This window comes from Exiguobacterium sp. SH5S4 (genome assembly GCF_004337045.1).
Taxonomy (GTDB): domain Bacteria; phylum Bacillota; class Bacilli; order Exiguobacteriales; family Exiguobacteriaceae; genus Exiguobacterium; species Exiguobacterium aurantiacum_A.
Map to the genome: position 1 here is coordinate 1 of NZ_SJUQ01000056.1, position 1,488 is coordinate 1,488.

General features: G+C 55.6%; 1 protein-coding gene. It reads right to left on the bottom strand.

The window, feature by feature from the left end; all coding sequences use genetic code 11:
* Positions 1 to 49: 49 nt before the first annotated feature.
* Positions 50 to 1,377, bottom strand: a protein-coding gene (locus EVJ32_RS15850) for an IS3 family transposase (RefSeq protein WP_370251113.1) whose coding sequence is annotated in 2 segments (ribosomal slippage) — positions 50 to 999 and positions 999 to 1,377 — 1,329 coding nt in all. Because the reading frame shifts where the segments join, the coding sequence is not laid out codon by codon here.
* Positions 1,378 to 1,488 lie beyond the last annotated feature (111 nt).

Below are 1,488 nucleotides of genomic sequence, written 5' to 3' on the forward strand. Positions count from 1 at the left end.
TGAACTGAGCCCTGTTTTTCGGACAGTTTAATAAAAAGTGCGTCGTCTTTTATGCGGCGATCAGATGGCTCCGGTATTGCTCCGGAGTCATTTTTTTTAGGTTCCATTGCTTGCGTTCACTATTGTAATAGTCAATGTAGGCATCGACCATCGACCGGACCTCGGTGAGGCCTGATGCCGATCGATGGTCGATATGATCTTTCAGATGTCCGAAGAAGGACTCGATCGGTGCGTTGTCGAGGCAGTTGCCACGACGTGACATGGACTGGACCATGCCTAGTCCACGGATACGTGACTGGTAGGCCGGATGGGTATAGTGGAACCCTTGGTCCGAATGGATCATCGCCTCGGGATGCAGATTCCCCTGGAGACGCTCTTCGAGCTTTTTCGTCGTCTGAAAGACGAGCTCCATGTGTAGGCTCGTCGACAAATGGTGTGCCACGATCTCGCGTGTCGCGACGTCTTTCACACAAGAGAGATAGACGTTCTGGCCTGTCCGTGTCGGGAGATAGGTGATGTCCGTCACGAATACCTTGCCCGGCTCGTCCTGGTCGAACTGACGGTTCAGGCGGTTCGGCACCGTCCTGTGCTCGTGTGTCGCCTTGGCGAGCTTCCGGTACGCGTTCTTCCTGCGGATCTTCGTGACGAGCCCATATTTCCGCATCAACCTGAGGATGCGCTTGTGGTTCATCGGTGCCCCGATGAGATCGAGCACCTCCATATAGAGCCCGCGATAACCGATTTTCCCGTCGCGGCGGTCATGGACATGTTTCAGGAGAAGATAGTCCGCATAATCACGCTCTTCCCGGAGGGAGTCGTCTTCCGCGCGGGTGAGCCAGGCATAGTAGCCACTGCGGCTCACGCCCGCGATCTCGCAGAGTGGACGGACGAGGTTCTTCAGCCGGAACGTCCGGATGACGGTGTTGATGACCTGGTATCGCTCTTTCGGTGTCAGTCGGTGCGTTTCGCCTGCCTCTCGAGTTCCTCTAGCTTTTTTAACAGCTCGTTCTCCGCCGTCAGGTATTTGACGCGCGCCTCGGCCTTCGCGAGCCGTCGTTCGAGCGAGTCATCCGGCTTCGGGCGCCCACCCGCGTTCGACTTCCCACGACGGTCGTTCAACAGGCCATCCGTTCCATAGATTCGGTAGGTCTTGCGCCAGCGGTCGAGCGATGACTTCGCCTTCACGCGACCGATCACCGCCAGGTCGAAACCGGCTTCCTCGAAGATTTGGGAGGGGCCTTTTCCCTCTTGGTTCTCGAGCACGGCCCGTATCTTGAAGTCGCCCGTGTACTGGATCGACCGGTCCGAGACCGACGCCACGTTCGGATTCGACTCGAGCTGCCTGATTTGATGTTCGTTGAAGATGATTTTACTCATGGATGCGTTCCCCCGTCTGAATGAATAGGTTCATTATATCGATTCGACCGCACACAAAAAACCCTGAATGAGCACTTTTTATCAAGTGTCTATCATTCAGGGTTCAGTTCA